The sequence below is a fragment of the Pseudomonas sp. S2_H10 genome (genome assembly GCF_054668285.1).
In genome coordinates, this window is sequence record NZ_CP162754.1 from 3,853,381 (window position 1) to 3,874,830 (window position 21,450).

The window sequence follows — 21,450 nt, forward strand, 5'->3', positions numbered from 1 at the left end:
TCGGCTACCGCGTTGCGAGGCTCCGCAAGGCAGGATGCAACCATCAATAACCAGAGGATGGAAGCATGAGCGGTACTTCTGCAAGCCCCCAGCGACTGAATGCAGCACAACGATCTGCGCATATCCGTGAAGTGGTACTGGCCAAAGGCGTCGAGTTGCGCGCGCAATACCCGATTCTCATGCATCAGGACGCCCTCGGCGCGGGCATTCTGGCCTTCGCCCTGGCGGGCATGGTCGGTTCGGCGGCGCTCTACATCACCGGGCACATGGCCTGGTGGGCGTGCCTGCTGCTCAATGCATTTTTCGCTTCGCTGACCCATGAGCTGGAACACGACCTGATCCACAGCATGTACTTCCGCAAGCAGAAGGTGCCGCACAACCTGATGATGGGCCTGGTGTGGCTGGCGCGGCCAAGCACCATCAACCCATGGATTCGCCGCCATCTGCACCTCAATCACCATAAGGTGTCGGGTTCTGAAACCGATATGGAAGAACGCGCCATCACCAACGGCGAGCCATGGGGCATCGCGCGATTCTTGATGATTGGCGACAACATGATGTCGTCGTTCATCCGCATGCTGCGAGCCAAGACCTGGGCGCAAAAGATCAGCATCGTCCAGCGCACCCTGAAGGTGTATGCGCCGCTGGCGCTGGTGCATTGGGGCGCGTGGTACGTGTTTCTCGGTTTCCACGCAGCGAACGGTGTTGCATATCTGATGGGCGCACCGATCGAGTGGTCGGCGACGACGTTGTCGGTGATGCAGGTGATCGACATCGCGGCAGTCGTGATCATCGGCCCGAACGTGTTGCGCACGTTCTGCCTGCACTTCATCAGCTCGAACATGCACTACTACGGTGACGTGGAACCGGGCAACGTGATGCAGCAGACCCAGGTGCTCAACGCGTGGTGGCTGTGGCCGTTGCAGGCGTTCTGCTTCAATTTCGGCAGTAGCCACGGGATTCATCACTTTGTGGTGAAGGAACCGTTCTACATCCGCCAGTTGACCGTGCCGGTGGGGCACAAGGTGATGCGGGAGATGGGTGTGCGGTTCAATGATTTCGGCACGTTTGCGCGGGCGAATCGGTTTGAGCGCAAGGACGAAGTGGTTGGGGAGAAGGTGCGTACGGCGCAGGCTTAGTAGTGTTTGAAAGGGCCCTTTCGCGGGCAAGCCCGCTCCCACAGGTTTCTGTGGCGAATGCGAAGTTTGCGTTCAGCACAAATCCCTGTGGGAGCGGGCTTGCCCGCGAAGGGGCCGGATCAGGCAACATCAATCCGGCTGAAACGGCGACTCACTCAAGATCACCCCGGTCTCATCCACATACTTTTGCCAATGCTCGATCAAGGCATTCAGCTTCTGCGGTTGGCTCAACGCCAGGTCGTGAATCTCCCCCGGATCACTGCCCAGGTCATACAGCTGCCAGGTCGCCGGCCCTACCGGCCCGGGGATGTACACCGCCTTCCATTGACCTTGTCGAATCGCCCGCCGCCCGAACAACTCCCAACCGGTGACGGTGTGCTCGTCATGCACCTGCGCGGTCTCGCCCGACAGAAACCCCAGCCACGATTTGCCGCGAACTTCTGCCACGGGTTTGCCGTGCCATTGCTTGCCCGGATGGCGCACGCCGGCGAGGTCGAGAATGGTCGGCGTGATGTCCATCACTGTGCCGAAACCGTGGCTGATCTGCCCCTTGAGCGGCAGCTGCGGGTAATGCACCAGTGCCGGAACGCGAATGCCGCCTTCGGTGGTGAAGGCCTTGAACAACCGCGACGGCGCGGTCGCCACTTGCGCCCAGTTCGGCCCGTACCAGACGTAGGAATTGGCGCGGCCGATGTTGTCCAGGCTGTTGTCGTAATGCTGGTTGAGATAGGTCAGCAGCTGCGGGCCGAATTTCGGGAAGGCTTCGAGCAGCGCCCCTTCGGCGCCGTTGTCGGACATGAACAGGATGAAGGTGTTGTCCAGTTGCCCTTGCTGGCGCAGGTAGTCGACGACACGGCCGATGTTCCAGTCCATGCGCTCGACCATCGCCGCATACACCTCCATGGCCCGTGCGGAAATCTGCCGCTGTTCGTCGCTCAGGGCATCCCATTGTGCGCTCAGCTGGATCAGTGGATGGGGCTCGACATCGGCTTCGATCAAGCCGAGTTGCTTGAGCTTTTCCAGGCGCTCAAGTCGCAGCACCTCCGGGCCTGCGTCATAGCGGCCACGGTATTTTTCGACCACATCGGCGGGCGCCTGCAACGGCCAGTGCGGTGCGGAAAACGGCAGGTAGGCAAAGAACGGCCGGGTCTGGTCACGCTCCTTGAGGTATTGCAGCAGCTTGTCGCCAAAGGCATCGGAGGAATAGAAATCCTTGGGCAGTTCATCGATGAATTGGTCGTCTTCGATGTACAGCGCCGGGGTGGACTTGAGCAGCCTTGGCGTCGTTTCATCGTAGGTCGGCTCGAAGCCGTAATGGTTGGCCGCGCCCGGCAGCAGCGAAAACGAACGCTCGAAACCCCGGGCGTGGGGCGCCAGTTCTGCGGTCAGGCCCAGGTGCCATTTGCCGCTCATCAAGGTCTGATAACCGGCCTCGCGCAGCAGCTCGGGCAGGGCGACCACGCGGTCGTTCAAGTGCCCTTCGTAACCCGGTTTGCCGATCAGGTCCGGTGTCAGCGCTTCGGCCATGGTGCCGATGCCGGCGATGTGGTGGTCGGTACCGGTGAGCAGCATCGAACGAGTCGGCGAGCAGGTCGGCGCGGTGTGAAAGTCGGTCAGGCGCAGGCCATTGTTGGCCAAGGCATCGAGGTTCGGCGTATTGATTTCGCCACCGAAGGCGCCGAGGTCGGAAAAGCCCAGATCGTCGGCCAGGATCACAAGAAAGTTGGGACGTTGTGGCATCAATGATTTCCTTTTTCAGTAGGCAATGAAGGACAGCGGCAGATCGCGGACCTGCACCGGCACGGGGGGCTGGTAGTGATCGTCGCTGGTGAGTTCGTGAAGCAGTTCTTCGCGCAGCTGGTGGAAGTCGAAACTGCTGCGCTGGCGAGGATGCGGCAGGGCAATGTCGACCACCTGCTTGATCCGTCCCGGACGCGGTTCCATCACGACCACGCGGTCGGCGAGGAAGATCGCCTCCTCGACATCGTGGGTGACCAGGATGGTGGTGATTTTTGCCCGCGCGCGGATCGCCAGGAGTTCGTCCTGCATCTGCTGGCGGGTCAGCGCATCGAGGGCGCCGAAGGGTTCGTCCAGCAGCAGAATCCGTGGGCTGGCCACCAGGCCGCGAGCAATGGCCACGCGCTGCGCCATGCCGCCGGAGAGTTGGTGTGGATAGGCGCGGGCGAAATCACCGAGGCCCACCAGTTCGATGAAGTCATGGATGCGCTTGTGCCTTTGCGCAGCGCTCAACGGCTCGTTGACCAGGCCCAGGCCGATGTTGTCGGCCACGCTCAGCCACGGGAACAAGCGATGCTCCTGAAAGACGATGCCGCGCTCGTCGCCGATGCCGGTGACGGCTTTGCCGTCCACGCTGATCTGCCCGCGAAATTGTCTATCGAGGCCTACCAGCAGTCGCAGCAAGGTGGATTTGCCGCAACCGCTGGAGCCGACGATGGCGACGAACTCGCCCTCGGCGATGTCCAGGTTGAATTCGCGAATGGCTTCCAGTTCGAAGCCGTCGACGTCGAAGGTTTTGCCCACGTGATTGAAGCTGACAATCGGTGCGTTCATGCGTGTCTCCAGCGGGTGGCGCGGATTTCCAGGCGTTGGCCAATGAGGTTGAGCAGGGCGCCGGTCAGGCCTACCAGCAACATGCCGGCCATGATCAGGTCCATGCGCAGCAGCTGCTGGGCGCCGATCATCTGGCTGCCGATGCCGCCGTTGGACGGCATGAAGTATTCGGCGCCGATGGTGCCGAGCCAGGCGTAGATCAGGCTCAGGCGAAGTCCTGCAAAAATTCCCGGCGCAGCGCCCGGCAACACCAGTCGAGCGAGACGCTGGCGCACATTCAGGCGCAACACTTGTGCGGCCTCGTTCAATTGCGGCGACAGATTGGCAACGCTGCGTTGGGTGGCGATGAACAGCGGGAAAAAGGCGGCGAGGGCAACGAATACCCACTTGGCCAGTTCACCCAGGCCGAACCACGCAGTGAGCAGCGGCACCCAGGCAAAAATGGCGATCTGGCGGACGGCGGCGAGGGTTGGGCCGAGCACGCGTTCACTGGTGCGCGACAAACCCAGCAGCAGCCCCAGGGCAAACCCAAGCCCGCCACCGAGCAGCAATCCGCCAAGGGTACGGCCCAGACTCAGGGCCATGCCGCCGAGCAGTGTGCCGTCGAGCAGACCATCCCGAGTTGTCTGCAGGACGGCCAGCGGGCTGACCAGAATGTTCGGGTCAATCCACTGTAGGTCCGAGGCCAGTTGCCACAACGCCAGCAGCGCCAACGGCAGCAGCCACGGTTGCACGCGCTGCCAACCTTGATAACGCGCCCCGCGACGGATTTCGGCGGTGGCCGGGTGCGGCCAGTGCACCAGTTTCCTGTCCAGCAGACCGATGCCGCGATCCATCGCCACGCCGATCAAGCCGATCACCACGATGCACACGAACACGATGTCGAGCATGAACAGCTGCCGCGCCCAGACCATCAGGTAACCAATGCCTTCACTCGACGCGAGCAGCTCCACAGCCAGCAGCGAGGTCCAGCCGGCGGCCAGCGCGAGGCGCACCCCGGCCATGAATGCCGGCAGTGCGGCAGGCAGCACCAGACGGCGGATCAACAGGTGCGTGGGCAGGCGCAACACGGCGGCGGCTTCACGCAGCCTGGGTTGCGCATCGCGCACACCGACCAGCGTGTGCAGGGTCACCGGCACCACGATGGCTTTGATCAGCACCACCAGTTTCAGCACTTCGCCGATGCCGAAAAACACCATGAACAAGGGGATCCAGGCCAGGGTCGGGACTTGCGCCAACCCGGTAAAGGTCGGAAACACCAGGCGCTCCAGGCGCCGACTGAAGCCCAGCGCAGCACCCAGGACAGCACCTGCGCTGACCCCGGCCAGCAGCCCCCAGAACAAGCGCTGCAGGCTGATCCACAAATGGCTCCACAACTCGCCCTGGGACAATTCAATGGCGCTGTTCCAGACCAGGGATGGCGCCGGCAGGATCTGCTCGCTCATCCAGTGATTACGGCTGGCCAGCCACCAGAGGGTGAAAAGGGCAGTGGGCAACAACCAGGGCAACAAACGTTGACTCAGGCTTGGCCAACGTTGCCTGTTTTTAAGTGACGGCGCGGCCAGCGGCAGGCTGAGAAGGGAAACACGGGCCATGAACGACCTCCGTTGTCGGGTTGCAATAAAGACCTGCTTTTTTGTGGGAGCGAGCTCGCTCCCACAGGGTTCAAGGTGTATGCAAAATTGATCTATAAAAACTGAAATCAATACTATTGAGAGATAAGCGAGACCATTTAAGGCCTCCATCTACCGCTGCATCCAATGCATTCGAAGAATATTTTCGATGCCGTTGCTGCATACCCGGCCAAGAGGCCCGCCAGTGTTGATATAGATCCTAATGATCTAAAAATGTGAATTTATAGTATTTAAGTGTTGGTTCTACTTCGGCCTACTTTCGGTTCATCAACGCCCGTTGCCCCAAGGAGCCGCACCCATGAACCTTCCCTTCAAACGTGTTTTCAGCCTGTTCGCCGCACCGGCCCTGGCGGGGCTGCTGGCCTTCGCGGCCAACGCCGGCGAGCTCAAGGAAATCCGCATCGCCGTGCCGGACCTGAGTGCCGGTACCCAGCACAGCGGGGGAGGTGTGGTGGATGTGTTGCGCGATCAACAGATCTTCGAAAAGGCCTTTGCCGATCAAGGCATCAATATCCAATGGAGCTTCTTCAAGGGTGCAGGCCCGGTGATCAACGAGGCGTTTGCCAACGGTCAGGTGGACCTGGCTTACCTCGGCGACCTGGCCGCCATCATCGGCAAGTCCAATGGCCTGGATACGCGCTTGCTCAGCGCCTCGGCGCGTGGGGTGAAGCATTACCTCGGCGTGGTGCCGGGCTCGGGGATCAAGACCCTGCAAGACCTCAAGGGCAAACGCGTGGCGATCTTCCGTGGCACCGCCAGCCAGTTGTCCTTCGATGCAGCGCTGGCCAGCCAGGGGTTGAGCGAGAAGGACGTGAAAGTCATCAACCTGGACTTTAACGCGGCGGTCGCGGCGCTGGCGGCGAAGCAGATCGATGCCTCGTGGGGCGGTTCCGGGCTCACCGCACTACAAGCCAAGGGGCTGGCCGAGTTGCCGCTGACCACCAAGGACCTGGGCGGCGCCGGCAGTGTGCAGGCGGTGCTGGTGGGGACCGGGAAGTTCGTCGACGAGCACCCCGAGGCGGTCGCCACGTTGCTCAAGGCTCAACAGCAAGCGGTGACGTGGCTGACCCAGGACAGCAACAAGGACGCCTACATTCAGCTGGTGTCGGGGCTGGCGAGTTATCCGCCGGTGATCCTCAAGCAGGATCTGCAGGATCAGAAACTGAGCGAGGTGTTCCCCTCGACGCTTGACCCGGTGTTCCTGGGTAAATTGCAGGATGCCGTAGACCTGGCTTCGCAGCAGAAGCTGATTCGCAAGTCGTTCAAGGTCAGTGATTGGGTGGCGCCGGAGTTGGCTGCGGCGAAGCTTTGAGTTTTCAGTAAGCTCACTGGCCCCATCGCGAGCAAGCTCGCTCCCACACCGACCGTGTAAACACCGGAGATCTCCTGTGGGAGCGAGCTTGCTCGCGATGAGGCCCTAAACCGCGACGGCAATCTGCTGCCTGTCCACCGCCACCAACGTCTCGATCATCGCCCGCGCCGCGGGTGACAAGCGGAACCCGGTGCGGCTGACGATCCCGCAGCGTGCATTCATGCTCTCGATGTTCTGCGGCAAATTACGCCAGTGCAGCAGCACCAGCGATCCCTGGGCGACGTCCTCGATGAACGCCTCCTCCGTGCCCACGCCGATCGCGTTGGATTGCAGCACCACTTTCACCAGCGCCGGGAAATGTTCGGTCTGGATGGTCGGCGAAAAATCCACCCGTCCACTCAGGTTCGCCAGCAGTTTGCGAATGCCCGGCGGGATCATCGTGGTTGCCAGCGGGTAATCGAACATGTCGTTGGTCGACAGACTCTCCTTGACCAGCAGCGGATGTCCGGGACGGCAGAAAAACACGCCACGCTTGGGCGTCAGGGCCTGGGTCTGGAAGTTCGGATCGGACTCGAAATGGCGGATGTCGGCGATGAAGAATTCGATCTCTTCACGGCTCAGGGCGCGGCTGAGTTTTTCCCAGTTATCCACCTCGAAGCAGGTGCGCACTTTCGGGTGCGCGTTGATGAATTGCGCCACCGCATCCGGCACCAGTTTCACCGCCGGTGCCGGGCCGCAGCCGAAGCGCAGTTCGCCGGCATCGAGCTTGGTCATCTGCGTCACTTCGCTGCTGAGCAGCGCCGCACCCTGCACCAGGCTGCGGGCATGTTGCAGCACCACCAGGCCTTCGGGTGTGGGGCGCAAATCCTTGTTGCCACGGTCCACCAGGACGCAGCCGAATTCGTGTTCCAGCCCCTGAATACTGCGGCTGAAAGCCGGCTGGGTAATGCCCATGGCCTCGGCCGCGCGCACGAAACTGCGGTGTTCGTCGAGGGCGATGAAGTAACGCAACTGGCGAAGATCCATATGCTTTTCCGGCATCCTAAAAATAGCTCGAAGGCATTTGCGACGAGGGTTGACTGAGGTTTTAAATGCAACCTCTTATTCCGTCAACGAAGCATGTAGATATCTATTAGATCAAAAAAGAATATAGATAGAGCAGTGTTTCGAGGCCGGTCAACCGCAAGCAGTCTGATGAGGGTCTACCCATGAGCAACGCCGCTTTCGCAGTACAACCCGCTGTTCACGCGCTTGAAATCCACCCGGTGGCCGGTCGCATCGGTGCCGAAATTCGTGGCGTAGAGCTTTCCGGCGAGCTGGATGCCGCCACCGTCGAAGCCATCCAACAGGCGCTGCTGCAATACAAGGTGATCTTCTTCCGCGAGCAGACCCAGCTCGACGATCAGCGCCAGGAAGCGTTCGCTCACCTGCTCGGCGAACCGGTGGCGCACCCGACCGTGCCAGTGCGCGAAGGCACGCGTTTTCTGCTGGAACTGGACGGTGCCGAAGGTCAGCGCGCGAGCTCCTGGCACACCGACGTGACCTTCGTCGAGGCCTACCCGAAAGCCTCGATCCTGCGCTCGGTGGTGGCCCCGGCTTTCGGCGGCGACACCCTGTGGGCCAACACCGCCACCGCCTACAGCGGCTTGTCTGAGGAGCTGCGCGAGCTGGCCGACAAACTGGTCGCGGTGCACAGCAACGAATACGACTACGCCGGCACCAGGCCTGACGTCTCGGCGGAAAAGCTGGAGCGCTATCGCAAGATCTTCACCTCGACCGTCTACGAGACCGAACACCCGGTGGTCCGCGTGCACCCGATCAGCGGTGAGAAGAGCTTGCTGCTGGGGCATTTCGTCAAGCGCATCAAGGGCTATTCCCAGGCTGATTCGGCGCACCTGTTCGGGTTGTTGCAGAGCCATGTGATCCGCCAGGAAAACATCGTGCGCTGGCGCTGGAAGGCTGGCGATGTGGCGATCTGGGACAACCGCTCCACCCAGCATTACGCGGTGGATGACTACGGCACCCAGGACCGGATCGTGCGCCGTGTGACGCTCAAGGGCGAGGTGGCGGTGGGTGTGAACGGGCAGGTCAGCCAGACCGTGAAAGGGCCGGATATCGGCGGCGTCTGACCTGACGCCATCGCGGGCAAGCCCGCTCCCACAGGGGATCTGTAGGAGCGGGCTTGCCCGCGATGGCGGCCTATCAAGCAATAAAGAATCACTTTCTGATCGGGAACCCCGCCTTATGAGTCCGTTGCACCTCGCCCCAACCTCTTCACCCCAACGGCTCAAACGCCTTCCTCTCGCTCTGTTGCTGGCCGGCAGCGCCAGTTGGACTCAGGGTTATGCGGCCGACAGTGCCACCCCTGAAACCACCCCGGCAAAAACCGCCACGGCCGACAATACGCAACTGCAAACCGTGACCGTAACCACTCGCCGCCGCGAGGAAAGTTCGCAGGACGTACCGACCCCCATGAGCGTGGTCAGCGGCCAGACCCTGGAAACCCAGCGGGTCTATCGCATTCAGGATTTGCAGCAACTGGTGCCCAGCGTCAACGTCGCCTACATGCATGCGCGCCAGTCCAGCGTGTCGATTCGAGGCCTGGGCAACAACCCGGCCAGCGATGGTCTGGAAGGCAGTGTCGGGCTGTACATCGACAACGTTTACCTCGGGCGGCCGGGCATGGCGGTGTTCGACCTGATGGACATCGAGCAGCTCGAAGTGCTGCGCGGTCCGCAAGGCACGTTGTTCGGTAAAAACACCACCGCCGGTGTGATCAACATCAGCACCCGTGCGCCAACGTTCACTCCGGAGCGCAGCATTGAATCTTCGGTGGGCGAGGACGGTTATTTCCAGACCAAGGGCACGATTTCCGGTCCGTTGAATGACGAACTGGCCGGACGCTTTTCTGCCTACCGCACCCGCAGCGACGGCGATATCAAGAACGAATTCGACGGCCATGACTTGAACGGCGGCTCTCGCGATGGCTTCCGTGGCCAGTTGCTGTTCAAGCCCAACGAGTCATTCAACCTGCGCTGGATCGGCGACTACAACGAGGAAGACTCCAGCGCCGGCACCCGTGTGCTGTACAACACCGGGCCGACCATCAATGGCACCAACCTTTACCAGGCTCGGGCCAATGCCGCGGGCGCGACCCTGGTTGACGGCACCCACCGCAAGGTCAACCTGAACAACGATCAGCACGTCACCGTGCATCAGGGCGGCACATCGGTGGAGGCCAACTGGACGCTGCCGAGCGACTTCACCCTGACCTCCATCAGCTCCTATCGCTGGTGGAATTTCACCCCGCGCAATGATGACGGCCTGAACGCAACCGCCTTCTACAACGCCGGCGTTTCGGTGGAGGACAAACAGTATTCCCAGGAGTTTCGCCTGGCGTCGCCTACCGGCGGATTCTTCGATTACGTTCTGGGCGCCTACTACTTCGGTTCCAACCTGGACAACAAGTCCTTCACCTTTTACGGCCCGCAGGCGGACATCTGGAGCGGCACGCCGACCGGTGCGCTGAACAACATCGACAGTGTCGGCAACGGTCATATCGAAACCAACAGTTTCGCGCTGTTCGCCCAAGGCACCTGGCACCTGACCGAGCGCCTGGACTTCACCGCCGGCCTGCGCGGCACCTATGAAGAGAAAAACGCCTGGGTCACCCGTGACGCACCCGCCGGTGGTACCGCGGTCACCGGCGCGGCGGCCGCGTCACGACGCGCTCGCGCGGGGGCCTACGATTCCGGCGATCTGAACCAGTACAGCTCGAGTCCATCGGGGCTGTTGAACCTCAGCTATCGCCTCACCGACGACCTGCTCACCTACGCCACGTTGTCCCATGGCGAAAAATCCGGTGGGGTCAACCTGGCCGTCGGCACCGCGCCGGTGGCGGGAGCCGACTCGCTGCTGATCGGCACCGAGCGCGCCAACAACGCCGAACTCGGCTTCAAGAGCACCCTGTGGGACCGTCGCCTGCAATTGAACGCCAACCTGTTCTGGACCCAGGTCAACGGCTATCAGACCAACGCCTACGACGACGCCAACCGCGTGCAGTACCTGACCAACGCCGGCTCCGTGCGCTCGCGCGGCGTGGAATTCGAAAGCACCCTGATCCCGTTGCGCGGCCTGACGTTGAACATCAACGGCTCGTACAACGACGTCAGCTACCTCTCGTACAAGGATGCACCGTGCCCGCCGGAAGTCAGCCTGGCGCCTGGTGCTCCGGCGTCCTGCGACCTCAGCGGCCATCAGGTGGTCGGCGCCTCGAAATGGATCGGCAACGCCAACGGCGAATACAAGTGGAACCTGAGCAACGGCTTCGAAGAGTACGTCACCGCCAGCTATGCGTTCCGTTCCAAAGCGGTGGGCACCGTGGAAGATTCCGACTTCGGCCAGATCCCCAGCTATGCCGTGGTCAACCTGTCCACCGGCCTGCGCGGCGACTTCAACCAGGGGCAGTGGGACGTTTCTCTGTGGCTGAAAAACGCCTTCGACAAGACCTACTACACGACGCTGTGGACGGCCGCCAACGGCGGTTATGAAGGCCTGCTCGGCACGCCACGGACGTTGGGCGTGACCGGTCGATACGACTTCTGACGGCGAAAACGCATGCCTCGAATGAATACTTTCCATGCAGCAAAGGCATCGTCTTTTTCCTTTGAGCCAGAGCCCTTGATCGGCGGGCTCTGGCGCTGGATTGATGATAATTGTTATTCGTTTCGGGTCTAAACATAAGTTTAAACATTACTTTCGGAACTAAGCGTTCCAGCCAATGATTGCTCCACCGGGACGTCGTCGGGGGATGTTCAGCACGACGTTCCGGTCATCCGCAAAGAGACCGCAGGGAGTTAAACAATGGGCAATGTCCAGATCGCCGCCGGTGCACATGAGGTGCTGTGGCGCCAGGCACCCGGTGGCGAATTGGTCGACCTCGGCCGACCGCACCGCGTGCCCTTGGGGCAGTTGCGTTTGCAGCGAGCGCCCAAGGGCGTCCTGCGCCGACGGGAAGCGATTGTGCTGGGTGTGCTGGCGTTGCTGGTGCATGGCGCGGTGATCTATTGGGTCAATCAGCAACCGACCCCGGTGCTGCCGATCGTGCCGCCGGAAGTCCCACCGATGACCATCGAGTTTTCGCGTCCGGCGCCACCGGTGATTGAGCCGCCGCCACCGCAACCGGTGCAGCCGGTGGTTGAGCCACCACCGCCCCTGGAAGACGAGCTGGCCGTGAAGCCACCTCCTCCAAAGCCGATTCCCAAGCCCAAGCCGGTGGCCAAACCCGTACCGAAGCCGGCGCCAAAGGCTGTTGAGCAACCCCCCGCGCCAGCGAAACCGGCTGCGCCCGTCGCGGCCCCGGCACCACCTGCACCACCTGCACCCGCGCCGGTGACACCGGCTTCTGCCACTGCCGGCTACCTGAAAAACCCGGCGCCGGAGTATCCGTCGCTGGCCCAGCGTCGCGGCTGGGAAGGCACGGTTTTGTTGCGTGTGCATGTGCTGGCCAGCGGCAAGCCCGGCGAGATCCAGATCCAGAAAAGCAGTGGTCGCGATGCGCTGGACGACGCGGCGCTGAACGCGGTGAAACGTTGGAGTTTCGTGCCGGCAAAGCAAGGTGACGTCGCCCAGGACGGCTGGGTCAGCGTGCCCATCGATTTCAAGATTCATTAAACAGAAACCAATTTCGCGCGAAACGTTTACACGAGGAATACACCATGACGTTACTGGCATCTCCACTTGAATCCATCGAAAGCGCGGTGATCTGGCTGCTGGTGGTTTTTTCCGTCGCGACCTGGGGGCTGGCATTGCTCAAGGGCGTGCAGTTCGGCCGCCTCAAGGCACAGGATCGAAAATTTCACCAACAATTCTGGGCCGCTTCGAGTCTCGATTCGGCGGCCGAACTGAGCGAAACCCGGCCCGGTGCGGCCGCCCGGGTTGCACAGGCCGGTTATGCGGCCATCCAGGTGGGCGAGGCGCCACAGGCGTCGGACTTGAGCCAGGCGATCAATCATCAGGATCGTCTGGAGCGTGCCTTGCGTCAGCAGATCGTGCGTGAGCGCCGGTCGCTGGAAACCGGGTTGGCTGTGCTCGCGAGCATTGGCAGCACCTCGCCGTTCATTGGTTTGTTCGGCACGGTGTGGGGAATCATGGAAGCGTTGAAAGGCATCAGCGCGGCGGGCTCGGCAAGCCTTGAAACGGTCGCCGGACCGATTGGTGCGGCACTGGTCGCCACCGGCGTGGGGATCGCCGTCGCGGTGCCGGCGGTGCTGGTTTACAACTATTTTTTGCGTCGTTTGAAACTGACGGCGGCGGACCTGGATGACTTCGCCCACGACTTCTACAGCCTGGCGCAGAAGAGCTCGTTCCGTGTGCTGGTCCACCCGACAGCGCACAAGGCGGCAGCCCAGGGCAATGCGCAGAAAGTGAAGGAGGCGTCCTGATATGGCCTTCTCCACGCAAGACACCGATGAGGTGCTCAGCGAGATCAACGTGACGCCGCTGGTGGATGTGATGCTGGTACTGCTGGTGGTGTTCATCGTCACCGCACCGCTGCTGACCAACGCCATTCCGATCAATCTGCCCAAGACCGAAGCAGTGGCGCCGGTGGAGCAGAAAGACCCGTTGGTGGTGAGCATCGACGGGGCCGGCAAACTGTTTATCAACAAGGACGAAATACAACCGGACTTGCTGGAGTTCAACCTCAAGTCGGCAAAGGCCAGGGACCCCGAGGTGCGCGTGCAGTTGCAGGCGGACGATGGTGTGAATTACGGCGAGGTGGCGCGGGCCATGGCATCGATTGAACGGGCAGGGATCACCAAGCTGTCAGTGATCACTGCGCGATAACGGATTTTCGTTTTCCGGGGCCGTCTCCTTGGCAGGGTGCGGCCCTTTTTTTATTCCGCGATTTTCGCGAAGACACTGTCCCCTGTAGGAGCTGGCTTGCCAGCGATAGCGGCGGGACAGGCAACATCTTTATCGATTGGGAGGACGCCATCGCTGGCAAGCCAGCGCCTACAGGTCGGGATTTGATATTCGATGTAGGTCTTAATAAATAGCTTCTTATTCCTTAACGAATATAAATCCACTCCCTATACTCGACCAGGAACAGACACGCAGCAGGAGAGCTCCCCCATGCGCAACGAATCAATTCGCTACCTGATTGTGCCGGGCTGGCAAGGATCGCCGGAAGATCATTGGCAAAGCCACTGGCAGAACAGCCTGCCGAACAGTGCGCGGGTGGAGCAGGCCGACTGGCTGACGCCGCGCCGTGAAGACTGGGTCGCGGCGCTGGCCGAGGCGATTGCCGCGGACAGCACGCCGGTCATCCTGATCGCCCACAGCCTGGGTTGCATCACTGTCGCGCACTGGGCGGCTACAGCGCCTGTGCAGTTCTTGCGTCAGGTGCGCGGTGCCCTGCTGGTCGCACCGGCGGACGTCGAGCGCCCGGCCTGCGCGCCGGCCTTGCGCAACTTTGCGCCGATTCCGACGGACCTGCTGCCATTTCCGAGCCAGGTCGTCAGCTCCGACAACGACAGCGCCGTCAGTGCACCGCGAGCGCTTGAGCTGGCGCGCAACTGGGGTGCCGAGGCGGGGATTCTGGCGGGGGCGGGGCATATCAACGTGAAGTCCGGTCATCAGCGCTGGGAGCAGGGTTTTGCTTATCTCTATCGCTTGCAGAACCGCATGGAACACCACGCCCTGCGCCGCGCTTGAACCTTTTGAATTTCATTTTTTCGTAAAGCGCCCCCGTCTCCCGGCGGTTTTGGGCGGGAGTCTGCCATGAGCTTTGAAACCTTCGGTCAGCCGCTGCTGACCTTTCCCGATGCCGAAAAAAGTCCTCTGAGCATTCGCGCCAAGGCGCTGGTGTTTGTCGATCCGCGTTCACGACAATTGCGTGAAGACCTTGAGCAATTGGCCACGCGTTCAGTGTCAGTGCTGATCCGTGGTGAAACCGGCACCGGCAAGGAATTGCTGGCGCGCCACATACACCGCGCCAGTGATCGCGGCGGGTTGTTCGTGTCGGTCAACTGCGGCGCCATCAGCCCGACTTATGCCGACGCCGAGTTGTTTGGCTATGCGGCGGGCAGCTACAGCAGTTCGGCGAGCAGTCGTGCCGGCTGGTTCGGCTCGGCCAACGGCGGCACGCTGTATCTGGACGAGATCGGTGATTTGCCGTTGCCGATCCAGATCAAATTGCTCGCCGCCCTGGAGAACCACGAAGTCACTCGCGTCGGTGCCCATCAGCCAAGCCCGGTGGATGTGCGGCTGGTGGCGGCCACCAGCATCGATCTGGCGCAGGCGGTCGCCGCGGGAAAATTCCATGAGCGGCTTTATCACTACCTCAGCGAAGGCCCGCTGGAACTGCCGGCGCTGCGCGAGCGCACGGGTGACATCCTGTCGCTGGCCGAATACTTCCTCGGCATCTACAGCCAGCGCCTCGACCTGCCGGTGCCGCTGATCAGCGAAGCGGCACAGCTTGCGCTGGAGCATCACAGTTGGCCGGGCAATACCAGGGAACTGGAGAACGTCATTCACTTTGCATTGCTGGTCAGTACGGGTGACGAAATCTTGCCGGAGCATTTGAATCTGCCGGTTGTCCGGCCATCCGCTGTGCTTGTACAAGGATGGATAGATCAACTTGTACAACAAGGAAATGTCGCTGAACTCCGGGCACTGAAAGAATACTTCACAGGCATCAATATATAAGCACGTGTATTGGCTTTATAAAAAACCAGGCAATTGATGTTTGCCTGGTTTTTTTATGGGCGCTGATTCTTGTTGTTATATTTTGTACTATTTGCAGTGTGGCTGTAACAATTTTGTGTTTTGTGGGCTGATAGGTTTTGACATATCTTTTGATTTCTCCCTGGATACATTGATATCCGTCATTGTTAAATATCATATGAAAAAGGATTTTTCTGTGAAGTTTGTTGGAAATAGTGCTGTGATAGCTCCAGGTGTCGGCGATGAGTTGAAATATATCAGTCCCCTTGTCGAAGGTTATATACCTGCTGACCCGGGGATGGCACCCCTGCCTTCCCAAGAAACCGACTTTCCTGAGTGGGTAGACATCAAACGATTTCAAATCTACTCGACTTCGGGCGGAAATATAATTTACGCCAATGGGTATCAGCAGTTGAAATTGGTGGTAGTTGTGCAAGTTGTCGGCGATGGGCAAAAGGTAGTTGGAATCTCCGAAAGCGAACTCGACAGCATTCAACTGCTGGATGCCTATTCCGGAAAAGCCCTGCCGATAGACACCATTCGAGACGGCGAGGAACCGATGTGGAAGTGCATGCTGGAGCGACGCTTGCCGTACGCACCGTTTCCTCACACGGGTGAACTGCATGGCCCCGTTGTGCGAGGCAAAGCCATCTTTCGCAAGGAATTCTACGTCAGCAGCAACTCTCCCGACCCCATCAAGCTGATTGCGGCCATTACCCGTTCGGACGGTGAGGTGTTCTATTCGGAAGAAAGCTCGGAATTCGGTGATATAAGCCTGAGGACGGTGCCACCGGCGATCTATCGAAAAGAACAGTTCAGGGTCAAACACCTGTCCGCCAACTGGAAACCGACAGAGAACGTTGCCAAGGTCGATCGATATGTCCTGGACCTGTTAGTGGACCAGCACCATATAAAATTCGTCGATTGCTCGATTGCCGGCGTGTTGCAGGCACGCAGTGAGCATCCCGACTATCTCGGGTATTACGCCGTTGGCTATTTTAATGGTCTCAAGGCGAATGACGGCGCGGAGGTGTTGTGGGAAACAGCCGATCAAATTGCGGTCTACCATGATGAGCAAGGCAAAATAACTTTTTTGATGCACTTTGCCAAAAAGGGCGGAGCGTCCACAGTTCGATACGATCAATTGTCAGTGAAGATGTTTGTTCGGGATATGTATGGGAACAGGCATGAAGTCGACGTCGCAATGAACACCCAAAACCCTTCGATGATCGAAGTTGTTTAATTTTACTGTATCTGCAGCGTCAAGGAATGATGATGAGTACAGCAGTGCCACAAGTGGAATCCAATGCATTCAATTTCTCTGAATTTATCCAGTCTGGAGTTGATGTCCGTACCGGTTCTTATAGTACCAGCATTAATCTCGCGGGATGGGTGGCCAACAATATCAACGGTCCGCTGATACCCTTCAGTATTTCATTCGATAGCTTCCGCACAACGGATTTCGGTTGGGGGCGCGGTTGGTCATTGGGCTTGAGCTCCTACAATCGAAAGACCCGTAAGCTGACCCTTGCAAGCGGAGTTTCTTATCTTGTCTACATCAGCAGAGGGCAGTTGGTCGTCCGGGATAAAAAGCTCCAGGACACTCGTGTCACGCTCGACGGCGACAACCTGGTTGTCAGCCATAAAAACGGTCTGATCGAGAGGTTGACCAGGCCGGACGAAACCTATGACGAATGGTTGCCCGAACATGTGTACTCCAACGAAGGGCGCTCGATCAGTCTGAAATACAGGTTGGTACGGGGCCGTCGCGTCCTGCACGAAATTCATGATCAGCAACACCGTGTCGTGGCCCTGAGTCATGGAACCAATGATCAACCCCCCAGCATTACCGTATGGCCTGATCATCCGCCAAGACGCTTGAAATTTGTTTTGGCGGTTCGCAATGGCTGGCTTCGGCAGATAACCCTTGATCACGGTTCTGCCGAGCACCTTGCATGGTCATTCGATTACCAGCTACACGATGGTTTTCTGGTCATGACGGATGTCCGCGCGCCGGCGGGCAGTGTCGAGCGTATCGAGTACGCTCCTCAGCAGCATCGCTTGCCGCTCGGGGCACCGATCAATGCCTTGCCGGCGGTGCGGCGCAGTGTTCTGGTGCCGGGTACGGGGTTGCCGACGATCACCCGTGTCTATGAATACTCCGACAAAAATTTCCTCGGCTATCAATCGGGACTTCGTTGGGCGCAGGACGGGGACCATCTGCATGGGCACAAAGGACCTTACACCTACTCCTCCACCGAACGCCTGGTCAGGGGGGAGGGTGTTAATGCGGTTGAACTGAGTCGCATCGAAAAAACCTACAACCGCTTTCACCTGATGATCTCGGAAAAGTCCATTTCCAACGGCAAGGTGCAGCAAAAAACGGTTGATTATCACGATGTCGACGGTCTGGACTTTTCCGGTCAGCCCGCCTATTTCCAACTGCAGAAAACAGCTGTCGTCAGTTATGTCGATACTTTCGCGAACGCCACGCGCCGAACCGAAACCACCCATACGACCTATGATGAATTCGGCAATCTGCTAACGCAGATCAATCCGAGCGGAGCCCGGGAGGACTACGTCTATTATCCGGCCGAAGGTGCCGAAGGTTGCCCCCGCAATCCACTGGGCTTCATCACGGCATTGAAGGAGCGATCGGTCACGCCTTCACCTGATTTTGCCCCGGCGCCGACGGTCATTGTCCGTTTTTCCTACATTGACTTGCCCTCCATGCGCGAAGGCGGTCATCGGTTCTTGTTGCCTCAAAGCGAAAGGCTGTTTGAAGGCGGGAGCAATACGCTATGCGTGGATACTCGATTCGAATACATCGATGATGCCAGCGATACGTTTTACGGTCGCCTCAAGAGTCGCTCGCAAGCCGGGCACAACGGCAATCGCCGTCTCGAATTCCAATATTCAATTGAAGGAGATTGGGTAAAAACCCTTCAACAATTGTACGTGGGTGGCGCAAGGCATGAGCGCAAAGTCTGGCATGACCGATTTATCGGGCAGGAGGTCAAGCTTCGGGATGGTGGCGGCAATGAGTTGTTGAAGGAGTACGACAATCTCAACCGTGTCGTTCGCGAGACGGCGGCATTCGATGGGACGGATATCGCGTCACGCATCACTGAATTCTACGGCGATAGCCAGTCGGAGGACGGCGCGACCATCGGCATCACCAACATACGGGGAGTGCTGAGCAAGATATGGCTCGACGGGGTCGGGCGCACGACCAAGGTCAAGGTTCAGGATTTCGACTCAGCCGACAGGCCATTACGCCTGACCTATGAGGCCCACTACGACAATTTTGGTCGACTGGTGAGCGAAGCCAGCCAGGACTGGTCCGATGGCAAGGCCACCGAATCAACCACGACCTACAGCCACGACGGCTGGGGGCGTGTATGCAGAACGGTAGGTCCTGACGGTGTCGCGGTGAATGATGTGTTTGACCCGGTTTCATTGACTCGAACTCGCTGGCTCGACGGCGCCGGCAAAACCCGTTCCGTATTGAACGTGTTCGGTAAGCCGGATCGGGAAGAACGCATCGACTCCCAAGGTGTGGTCACTGTTATCGCGACTTTTACCTACGACGGACTTGGGCGTTGCCTGACGCAAACCAACGAGGCGGGATTTGAAACGAGCTTCCGTTATGACCTTTACGGGCGTCTGGTCGAGACGACTCTACCGGATGGTACTTCGATAAAAAAAAGTATGACCCCCTGAGCACGGGGGATCATCCGATTGAAATCAGTGCCGATGACTACGTGTTGGGCACCCGGACTTATGACGGTTTGTTGCGTGTCACCGGTACGACCGTCGGCGGCAGGACCGAAACCAGGACCTATGAGGGGGGTGGCGCTCAAGCTTTGCAGCAAGTGACGGCGGCGGGCGATGTTTTCAGGTTCGCCCTTGATCCCATGCTCAACGGGGCAGTGACCGCGCGGATGGGCGGTCACGCTGAATCAGCCAGGTATCGATTTGATCCATTGACCGGGCAGCTCGTCGAAACTTCCAGCCCTGCCATTCAGCGCCGGTTTGAGTACTCCGGGTCGGGCAAGGAAAAGTCCCGGGAGTGGATCTCCAGCGAAGGCCGCTTCGGCACTGCCACTACCCATTCATTGAATGGGCTGCCCATCAGCTTTACCGATGTCAACGATGTAGAAACCACTTACCTCCATGACGCTGCGGCGCGGCCCGTGGAAATACGGCAGGGACCGGTTCTGGCCAAGTACGCCTACGGGCCCCAGGGCCAGTTGCTGACATTGAGTGTCGAGGACACCGCCTCGAAACGTTCGCTGACGACCACCTTGGTTCACGATGAATTCGGTCGTGAGGTCCGGCGTATTTCGCAGTTCGGCGACGGATCTCGCCTGGAAATCCTTCAAGTATTTGGGGCCGATGACAAACTTCAGCAGCGATCGCTGGTGTCCGGTGCGCAGTCACGTACAGAAGCCTTCGCCTACGACAGCCGAGGGCGCCTGTTGCGCTATGACTGTGAAGGCACGCAGGCACCGATCGATGCCTGGGGGAAACGCATTGATTTTCAGGCGTTCACCTACGACCACCTCGACAACCTGTTGACGGTGCGTACGGGGTTCGATGGGGAGGAGAACCTGTGCAGGTTTTCCTACGATCGTCCTGACAAAACCCAGTTGAGCTCAATGACTCACAGTCACGCGCAGTATCAGCCCGGGCAGGTGAGTTTCGAATACGATGCCAACGGTAATCTGCTCAACGATAACCAGGGGCGCATGTTCAGGTATGACGCACTGAGTCGGCTCGAAAGTGTGGCCAGCGCTGGCGGTCGTACGCACTATCAGTTCGACGGTGAGGATCAATTGCATGCGGTGGCTGCAGAATCCGCAGAGTTGATCAGGCTTTTCCATAGCGAACATGCGCTGTGCAGCGAAGTCTCGGGTAACCATCGCCGCAGTCTGCTGGCCGGCGATGGCAAGTTCTTGGCCGAACAGCAAGGTGACGACGTCGTCTTGTTTGTCACGGATGGTCAGGGCACGGCCGTTGCGCGCCTTGGACCTCAAGACGAACCTGTTTTGTCCTACGTACCTTATGGTGATCGCCCGGCAACGAGCGGACTTGGCGCCCTGCTGGGGTTTCAGGGCGAGCGACTGGACCCTTCAACCGGGTGCTATCTGCTCGGCAGGGGGTATCGGGCCTACAACCCCCGATTGATGCGATTTCACAGCCCCGACAGTTGGAGCCCCTTTGAGGGTGGTGGCATCAATGCCTATGCCTATTGTCTGGGCGATCCGGTCAATCTCAAGGATCCCACCGGTCATATCTCGACCCTGGGGTGGGTGAAAATCGGAGTGACCGCCGCCCTGGCCGCCGCCGCGATTGCCCTGACAGTCGTGACCGTGGGCGCAACCGCACCACTCGTGCCGATCTCGGCCAACGCCTTGGCCTTTTTAACCCTGGAGGTCATTTCCGCGACGGTTTCAATTGCCTCGGCGATTGTCGATGAGCTGGCTCCGGATACCGTTGGCGCCCAGATATTGACCTACTCGTCGATAGCGCTGGGAGTGGTGTCGTTCGGGGCCAGCGCGGTTGCAAAAATCGGCAGTAAAGGCATTGGCTTTGCGTTGACGAAAAGTGTGGGCTCCCTGGCAGACGTGGTGGCTGCACAGCGAGGGGCAGCGCGGGTGGCGGTGGGGCGGCGTTTATACGGCGCTGTTTCCACGGCAAATGAGGCATTGAGAAGCACGGTGAAACTACAGAGCCGGCTAACCAACGTGTTGACGGCGAAAAAAGTAACCAGTGGGGTGGGCATCGCTGCCAAATCAGCATTCCTGGTCGCGAATTCGGATCAGTACGCGGCCAAAGCCGACGCATTGCTTCAAGACTACTGGCCATCACTGGCGGAGGATTTCAGCGCCCAGAAGTTTCGAAGCGATGCACTGGACACTCTGGAGTCATTCACCCATGAGATTGGCGAGCAGATCATCAAGCTGCGCGGTATTTGAACAGGGATGACCAGAGATCTCTATGCTTTCAAAATGGAATATCAACTTGAATAAAAGTTATTGTTCGGGAATAAAAAATCCCGGTA

General features: G+C 59.5%; 16 protein-coding genes. 12 read left to right on the forward strand and 4 right to left on the reverse strand.

What is annotated here, in order from left to right; genetic code table 11:
* Window positions 1-65: 65 nt before the first annotated feature.
* A complete protein-coding gene (locus AB4O16_RS17240) occupies window positions 66-1,139 on the forward strand; it encodes a fatty acid desaturase (RefSeq protein ID WP_460155382.1) in 1,074 nt (357 codons plus the stop codon).
* Window positions 1,140-1,268: 129 nt separating this feature from the next.
* On the opposite strand, the gene AB4O16_RS17245 is transcribed toward AB4O16_RS17240, so the two are convergent.
* The 3 genes from AB4O16_RS17245 to AB4O16_RS17255 are packed head-to-tail and all read right to left on the reverse strand — an operon-like array spanning window position 1,269 to window position 5,305.
* Entirely contained in the window at window positions 1,269-2,879 is a 1,611-nt protein-coding gene (locus AB4O16_RS17245) for an arylsulfatase (protein ID WP_460155383.1), read from the reverse strand.
* 15 nt (window positions 2,880-2,894) lie between these two features.
* Complete coding sequence (locus AB4O16_RS17250; RefSeq protein WP_160390790.1) at window positions 2,895-3,710, reverse strand: ABC transporter ATP-binding protein; 816 nt, start codon at window positions 3,708-3,710, stop codon at window positions 2,895-2,897.
* On the reverse strand, window positions 3,707-5,305 hold the full coding sequence (locus tag AB4O16_RS17255; protein WP_460155384.1) for an ABC transporter permease: 1,599 nt from the start codon (window positions 5,303-5,305) through the stop codon (window positions 3,707-3,709). The genes AB4O16_RS17250 and AB4O16_RS17255 overlap by 4 nt, the downstream gene beginning before the upstream one ends.
* Window positions 5,306-5,642: 337 nt before the next feature.
* Between AB4O16_RS17255 and AB4O16_RS17260 the strand changes: the two genes are divergently transcribed.
* Complete coding sequence (locus tag AB4O16_RS17260) at window positions 5,643-6,656, forward strand: ABC transporter substrate-binding protein (protein WP_160390788.1); 1,014 nt, start codon at window positions 5,643-5,645, stop codon at window positions 6,654-6,656.
* Between the two features lie 105 nt (window positions 6,657-6,761).
* Here the strand turns inward: AB4O16_RS17260 and AB4O16_RS17265 are convergent, their stop codons facing one another.
* Complete coding sequence (locus AB4O16_RS17265) at window positions 6,762-7,682, reverse strand: LysR family transcriptional regulator (protein ID WP_160390787.1); 921 nt, start codon at window positions 7,680-7,682, stop codon at window positions 6,762-6,764.
* A 182-nt stretch (window positions 7,683-7,864) separates the two neighbouring features.
* Here AB4O16_RS17265 and AB4O16_RS17270 point away from each other — a divergent pair, with 182 nt between their 5' ends.
* The 10 genes from AB4O16_RS17270 to AB4O16_RS17315 all read left to right on the forward strand — a co-directional run bounded on the left by AB4O16_RS17270 (window position 7,865) and on the right by AB4O16_RS17315 (window position 21,364).
* Window positions 7,865-8,785, forward strand: a complete 921-nt coding sequence (locus AB4O16_RS17270; protein ID WP_160390786.1) for a TauD/TfdA dioxygenase family protein — start codon at window positions 7,865-7,867, stop codon at window positions 8,783-8,785.
* A gap of 115 nt (window positions 8,786-8,900) precedes the next feature.
* Entirely contained in the window at window positions 8,901-11,261 is a 2,361-nt protein-coding gene (locus AB4O16_RS17275; RefSeq protein WP_160390785.1) for a TonB-dependent receptor, read from the forward strand.
* A 258-nt stretch (window positions 11,262-11,519) separates the two neighbouring features.
* Complete coding sequence (locus AB4O16_RS17280) at window positions 11,520-12,329, forward strand: energy transducer TonB (RefSeq protein ID WP_160390784.1); 810 nt, start codon at window positions 11,520-11,522, stop codon at window positions 12,327-12,329.
* Between the two features lie 44 nt (window positions 12,330-12,373).
* On the forward strand, window positions 12,374-13,099 hold the full coding sequence (locus AB4O16_RS17285; RefSeq protein ID WP_460155385.1) for a MotA/TolQ/ExbB proton channel family protein: 726 nt from the start codon (window positions 12,374-12,376) through the stop codon (window positions 13,097-13,099).
* A 1-nt stretch (window position 13,100) separates the two neighbouring features.
* Window positions 13,101-13,502, forward strand: coding sequence for an ExbD/TolR family protein (locus AB4O16_RS17290; protein WP_057399168.1), 402 nt, complete (start codon window positions 13,101-13,103; stop codon window positions 13,500-13,502).
* Window positions 13,503-13,790: 288 nt separating this feature from the next.
* Entirely contained in the window at window positions 13,791-14,372 is a 582-nt protein-coding gene (locus AB4O16_RS17295; RefSeq protein ID WP_007972928.1) for an alpha/beta hydrolase, read from the forward strand.
* Window positions 14,373-14,438: 66 nt separating this feature from the next.
* A complete protein-coding gene (locus AB4O16_RS17300; protein WP_460155386.1) occupies window positions 14,439-15,365 on the forward strand; it encodes a sigma 54-interacting transcriptional regulator in 927 nt (308 codons plus the stop codon).
* A gap of 55 nt (window positions 15,366-15,420) precedes the next feature.
* Window positions 15,421-16,626, forward strand: coding sequence for a hypothetical protein (locus AB4O16_RS17305; RefSeq protein WP_460155387.1), 1,206 nt, complete (start codon window positions 15,421-15,423; stop codon window positions 16,624-16,626).
* Between the two features lie 32 nt (window positions 16,627-16,658).
* The gene (locus tag AB4O16_RS17310) at window positions 16,659-19,106 is read left to right on the forward strand and encodes an RHS repeat domain-containing protein (RefSeq protein WP_460155388.1); all 2,448 of its coding nucleotides are present in this window, start codon (window positions 16,659-16,661) and stop codon (window positions 19,104-19,106) included.
* 68 nt (window positions 19,107-19,174) lie between these two features.
* The gene (locus AB4O16_RS17315; RefSeq protein ID WP_460155389.1) at window positions 19,175-21,364 is read left to right on the forward strand and encodes an RHS repeat-associated core domain-containing protein; all 2,190 of its coding nucleotides are present in this window, start codon (window positions 19,175-19,177) and stop codon (window positions 21,362-21,364) included.
* Window positions 21,365-21,450: the final 86 nt, after the last annotated feature.